This is a genomic window from Acidithiobacillus sp. (genome assembly GCF_023255755.1).
Classification (GTDB): domain Bacteria; phylum Pseudomonadota; class Gammaproteobacteria; order Acidithiobacillales; family Acidithiobacillaceae; genus Acidithiobacillus.
The window spans coordinates 1-4995 of the sequence record NZ_JAGDVS010000056.1; the positions used below are offsets into that span (position 1 = coordinate 1).

Annotated in this window: 8 protein-coding genes and 1 pseudogene; all 9 read left to right on the top strand. The window is 54.2% G+C overall.

What is annotated here, in order from left to right; genetic code table 11:
• Window positions 1-78: 78 nt before the first annotated feature.
• The 9 genes and pseudogenes from Q0C48_RS03825 to Q0C48_RS03860 all read left to right on the top strand — a co-directional run bounded on the left by Q0C48_RS03825 (window position 79) and on the right by Q0C48_RS03860 (window position 4962).
• Entirely contained in the window at window positions 79-696 is a 618-nt protein-coding gene (locus Q0C48_RS03825; RefSeq protein WP_291521716.1) for a hypothetical protein, read from the top strand.
• A 176-nt stretch (window positions 697-872) separates the two neighbouring features.
• On the top strand, window positions 873-1175 hold the full coding sequence (locus Q0C48_RS03830) for a type II toxin-antitoxin system MqsR family toxin (RefSeq protein WP_291521717.1): 303 nt from the start codon (window positions 873-875) through the stop codon (window positions 1173-1175).
• A 2-nt stretch (window positions 1176-1177) separates the two neighbouring features.
• Window positions 1178-1579 (top strand): type II toxin-antitoxin system MqsA family antitoxin, encoded by a 402-nt coding sequence (locus tag Q0C48_RS03835; protein ID WP_291521718.1) that lies wholly within the window; start codon window positions 1178-1180, stop codon window positions 1577-1579.
• Window positions 1580-1957: 378 nt separating this feature from the next.
• Window positions 1958-2371 (top strand): annotated as a pseudogene (locus Q0C48_RS03840) (IS607 family transposase); the annotation flags it as partial.
• A gap of 113 nt (window positions 2372-2484) precedes the next feature.
• Window positions 2485-3765 (top strand): transposase, encoded by a 1281-nt coding sequence (locus Q0C48_RS03845; protein WP_291521720.1) that lies wholly within the window; start codon window positions 2485-2487, stop codon window positions 3763-3765.
• A gap of 14 nt (window positions 3766-3779) precedes the next feature.
• Complete coding sequence (locus Q0C48_RS03850) at window positions 3780-4073, top strand: addiction module antidote protein (RefSeq protein WP_014028562.1); 294 nt, start codon at window positions 3780-3782, stop codon at window positions 4071-4073.
• A 31-nt stretch (window positions 4074-4104) separates the two neighbouring features.
• Complete coding sequence (locus Q0C48_RS14645; protein WP_366936998.1) at window positions 4105-4422, top strand: type II toxin-antitoxin system RelE/ParE family toxin; 318 nt, start codon at window positions 4105-4107, stop codon at window positions 4420-4422.
• Window positions 4343-4540 (top strand): prevent-host-death protein, encoded by a 198-nt coding sequence (locus tag Q0C48_RS03855; RefSeq protein ID WP_366936999.1) that lies wholly within the window; start codon window positions 4343-4345, stop codon window positions 4538-4540. The genes Q0C48_RS14645 and Q0C48_RS03855 overlap by 80 nt, the downstream gene beginning before the upstream one ends.
• Window positions 4537-4962, top strand: a complete 426-nt coding sequence (locus tag Q0C48_RS03860) for a type II toxin-antitoxin system VapC family toxin (RefSeq protein ID WP_291521722.1) — start codon at window positions 4537-4539, stop codon at window positions 4960-4962. The genes Q0C48_RS03855 and Q0C48_RS03860 overlap by 4 nt, the downstream gene beginning before the upstream one ends.
• Window positions 4963-4995 lie beyond the last annotated feature (33 nt).

The following is a 4995-nucleotide window of genomic DNA, read 5'->3' on the forward strand; positions in this document are numbered from 1 at the left end:
ACCAGATGGGGCGATTCCTGCTCTGGCCGGGCCGTAACTGCTTTTTTTAGGATAAAAGACCAGGACCCGGAGGGGTTTGTGGCCGAACTCCTGAGCCATCAGGTCATACAGCTCTACGGGGTGCTCGTCTGGGATTATCCGGAGCGTCTCGTCGTCCCGCAGCAGGAGGTGACCCCGCAGCAGGTCGCTGCGGCCTTGTACCGGGGTAGCCGGGAAAAGGGCTGGAAGCAGGTCACCTTCAACGTGCAGCATACGGATACGGCCGAGGCCGTTTATACCATGGCCAAAGCGGATGGCCGTCTGGGTGCTATCACAATCCATTGCCCAGGCTGGGAATCGCCGGAAGTCAAAGCCATTACCGAAGCCTTGCAGCTGGTACACAGCTTCAACAATCCGTATCTGGTGGTGCAGGCAAACCGGAAGGGGTCACTTCCGATGGATCTGGGGCGCCTGAAAGCGGGGCCGAATGGGGAGGTTTTTCTGCGGGCGGAGGATCTGCTGGAGATGATGCGGACCCCAAAGGGGCAGAGCTGGATCAATGAACGGCTGGAGGCGCACGGTCCGCTCTGGAGGGCGTTGACCGAAGCGATGAGCGGGGCGGGCCATACACAGAAGGACGGTGCTGTGGCGTGTCCACCAGCGCCCACTGAGGACGAAGATGAATCATCGGTGCTGGAGTTCAATCCGTTCGGATGAGGTTTGCCAGCATGGGTGTTGTTGTAGCTCATGCGGGCCACAATAATATCTATTTCACGCTTATGGAGGCCATTATGGCTGCCATCTGAAGTGGGAAACAGCTCACGCTGGCTCCAATGTTGCGATGAGGAAACTAACCTAATTGCAATATTTGTGCATTAGGTTAAAATGGCGAAATGGAAAAAGGCATCCCTCACTGCAAGCTGTCCACAGTAAAGGCGTTAACCGAAGCCGGTAAGGTCAACGCTACGGCCAGCGCCTTCAATGGCGCTCGTGAATTGGGGATCCATGATCTTGCCGGGATGTGTGCCGTTGTCATGTCCCTCACGTCCGGTGATTTTTACAAGAGCATGACGACGCACGGGGATCACCGTATTTGGCAGGATGTGTACCATGCCAAGACAGATAATAGTGCCGATGTGTACCTGAAGCTGACCGTTATTGATGATGTGCTGATTGTTTCTTTTAAGGAGTTGTGACCATGAAATGCCCATGCTGCGGCGCGGCTGAACTGATCCACGATACCCGCGATATGCCATACATATACAAGGGCGAAACCACCACTATTCCAGAGGTAACTGGTGACTTCTGCCCGGCATGTGGTGAGGTCGTCCTGAACCGCGAATATGGCGATCGTTACAGTGAGTTGATTGGGCAATTCCAGCGTCAGGTGAACTCGGCCTATGTTGATCCTCACTACATCGCTCTGGTGCGCAAGAAGCTTGATCTGGATCAACGTCAGGCCGCTGAAATCTTCGGCGGTGGAGCCAATGCCTTCTCGCGTTACGAGAACGGCAAGACCAAGCCGTCTTTGGCGTTGGTGAAGCTGCTCAAGGTGCTTGAACGGCATCCTGATTTGCTTAACGAGGTTAGAGCGGGATAGAGGCGGGGGGGGCTGTGTCTGTAAGGGCTTTAGCCCGCGCAGCCGCTTGCGGCGAAGGTGAGCAAGCCGAATCAGATAATCAGTCAGCATTCATACGTAGATTGTTGAACGACTTTCCAGACACTTTCGGGACCGGATCTAGGCACGAAAGTGTCCATAAAGGAAGTGTCGATTAAACCTTCGTTTGCGAGACGGATATGTGTTGCTGACCAAACCTGAAACCTCCGTCTGACCAATCATCTGCAGGGCATCCTTTCGTGCTTCTTAACAAATTTAATCGCTATTTTACAAGCTCCTTCAGCAAGTATATACATATCTTCAACATGTGCGCGCATACGCGGTTTTTCCATGCACGCGTCATCTCTGTAATATTTAGGAGACGACTTGGCCTCACAGGTGAATGCTATGGAAATCTATTGCCGTAGTGCAGGGGTCGCTGTGGACGAATGGGTCCAGGAAATCGGTGGCGGCATGAACTTTAAACGCAAGCATTTTCTGAGCATTTTAGATCGCATGCAACGCGGAGAGATCGAAAAGCTGCTGGTTGCGCATAAAGATCGATTGGTGCGTTTCGGGTACGACCTTATTGCTCATATTGCCGCTGAAAATGGCTGCGAGATCGTGGTCGTTAACCAAAATTCTCTGTCGCCGCAGCAGGAAATGGTCGAGGACTTGCTATCCATAGTTCACACCTTCAGTTGCCGGTTGTATGGAATGCGGAAATACAAGAAACAATTGCGCGAAGATTACCCGGAATACAAAGTGAAAGAGCCAAAGGACATTTTGCAATGACTACCGTAACACGCACTTTACAGGCTGATGTTCCCGATGCCTTGCGCTCGATCTGCAGGGCCATGGGCACTGTGCGGGCCGATATTTGGCGGCGTTATGGGGCATTGGGGACCGTGGGCAAGTCAGCCAATGAGGTTCGCAAGGAAATATCGGCGGCGCGTTTGTACGTGGACCTTCCGGTGGACGGCACCATCCGCAACGAAACCACCAAGGATATTGTGAACGACATACTGCTATACAAGGCGGCGGCCATGCAGAGGGTGCGGAAAGCGATTGCTGCTCGTGCCGATGAGGAATCTGAACGCAAACGCCTATACACACTGCTTCGCAAGGATCAGTGGCTCACCGACAACTTTCTGCACCGTCAAATGCGTAAGCATTTCCGTCATGGCAAATCGCGCGTTGCTAATCAGTTCGTGGTTCGCTCGGACAAGTACGCCACGGAAGTGGTGGACGGGCACTTGACCATCGTGATTCATATCGCCGCGAAATATGGCGCACCGATCCGATTGACCACCACCTCCAGCGGCAAGAATGTAAGCCTCTCCGGCAGCAACCTTCGTGTCGTGGTCAAGGCTGGATTTACAGAAATCCACTACGCCGCCACCAAAAGTAGTGGACGGCCTTGCGGTGACCAAATGATGGGTATCGACAAAGGATACACGGAAGCATTTACAGATTCAGATGGCGCGGCGCATGGTAAAACCTTCGGCGCGGTGCTGACGGAATATAGCGACAAAGCATCGGCGACGGGAAAGGCGCGGAACAAACTCTATGCACTGGAGAAGAAGCATCGGGAAGCGGGGCGTATCGCTAAAGCGGACCATATCAAACTCTGCAATCTCGGACGCATCAAGATTGATAACCGCAAGGAATATGCCCACAAGCGGCTACGAACCATCGCTTACCAATCAGCACACACGATTGTGGACAAAGCGGCAGTGGTGGTTTCGGAAGATTTAACAGCTCCCATCGCTAAAAAACAGGTATGGAAGCGGTACAACAGACGTATGAGTGCATGGGCCAAAGGCGTGCTCGCCGAAGCTCTGGACTCCGTATGTACGCAGCGACAGGCAGATCACCGCCTGGTGAATGCAGCCTATACATCGCAAATGGACTCTGTTACGGGCTTGCTGGAAGGCAAGCGCGTGGCGGATAAATTTTACCGTATCAACGGGGATGCGCTCCAGGCTGACCACAATGCTGCGTTGAACGTGCTGGCAAGGTATGAAGATACCGAGATAACTCGGTTCACTCCCTACAAGGAAGTCCGACGTATTCTTCTGTCACGTTCTCCGGCGCAACTGAGCGTCAAGGGGCACGAGTTGCAGGTGATGTCTACCTATCAACCGTGTGCGGATAAATCCTCTGTACAGATTCGTACAGGTTTATAGGAGCAGTAACTGACATGACTGAACAACAACTGACCACTTTCGACCCCGCCGAAGGGCTAACTTCTGACGAAGCCATTGCGGTCTTCATGGCCGACGCGTTCGAGTCTGGCGACGCTGGCTATATCGCTCATGCCCTGGGTGTTGTCGCTCGCGCCAAGGGCATGGCCCAGATCGCCGGGCAAACCGGACTTTCCCGCGAACAGCTCTACCGTTCGTTCAGCGAGCGCGGCAACCCGACGCTCAAGACCACGCTCGCGGTCATGAAAGCTCTGGGAATCGAGTTGACGGCCAAAGGGCGGGCGGCGTAAAGGGGAGTAGTATTGACAAAGCTGCCCGGCAATGGCCTTTCCTTCCCCCAGAGCCATATGCGTCGCCGCATCCGGGAAACGCGTTGTGATTTTGCATGCTTTCGTCAAAAAGACGCAGAAAACGCCTAAGCAGATTCAGGCTCGATCAAATCCACTAACTGAAACCCGACCTATATGGACCGGTCTGTATACTGGTCTATGTAGGTCAAAAGGAGCTGCTCATGAATATCGAAGTTGGGTCATACGAAGCCAAGACGAAGCTGCCGGAGTTGCTGCGCGGTATCCAAGCGGGCAATCGCTACACCATCACCTTGCGGGGCGAGGCCGTGGCCGATCTTGTACCCGCTGAAGGCAACAAGCACTCGGATGCCATGGCAGCCGTCGATGAAATGTTGTCCTTCATGCAGGCTCGTCAGCCTGTGGACGGTGTTGATCTCAAGGCGCTTATTAACGAAGGTCGGGCATGAATTTTGTCTTGGATGCTTCTGTTGCGTTGCTCTGGCTGGTGCCCGAAACCAATCCGGCAGGTGTGGATTATGCCAGTGCGACCCTGAAGGCGCTTAGGGAATCTCAAGCCGTTGTGCCGTCCCTGTTCGCGCTGGAGGTCGCCAACGTTGCAGCCAAGGTGGAGTCCAAGGGTGTTGTGACTGAAGCGGACGTACAACGATTCATCGCCCTCCTTGGGCGACTCAACATCGTGACCGATCAGGCAACATCGGCACACGCCCTGGGAGACACCTTGAACCTCGCCCGGCGCTATAAACTGTCAGCCTATGATGCTGCTTATTTGGAGCTATCGCTGCGCACGGGCCTGCCGCTGGCAACACTGGCTGCCGATCTGGCGAAGGCAGCCACAACCGCGGGCGTTCCGATTTTCGGTACGCATTGATCGAAATACGCGTCAAACCTCGTCCTTCAGGGC